This is a genomic window from Peribacillus sp. SIMBA_075 (genome assembly GCF_046534585.1).
In genome coordinates this window covers 1-228 of the sequence record NZ_JAWRYN010001791.1, presented here as the reverse complement: position 1 = coordinate 228, position 228 = coordinate 1, and the positions used below count along the sequence as shown (strand labels likewise).

Genomic DNA, 228 nt, shown 5'->3' with positions numbered 1-228 from the left:
CGTGCGACCAACGTCCCGCTGGTGGCTCAGGCGCGCGACTGGCGGCACGGGGTGTTCCTCGGTGCGACGATCTCGTCCGAGCGGACGGCCGCGGCGGAGGGCACGGTCGGGGAGCTGCGGCGCGACCCGTTCGCCATGCTCCCGTTCTGCGGCTACAACATGGCCGATCACTGGGCGCACTGGCTGGAGGTCGGGGAGTCGCTGGGCAGCGCGGCGCCGGCCGTGTTC

General features: G+C 73.7%; 1 protein-coding gene. It reads left to right on the top strand.

What is annotated here, in order from left to right; all coding sequences use genetic code 11:
- Positions 1 to 228 (top strand): phosphoenolpyruvate carboxykinase domain-containing protein (locus SB775_RS34610; protein WP_410865806.1); only part of this gene is annotated, 228 nt, incomplete at both ends.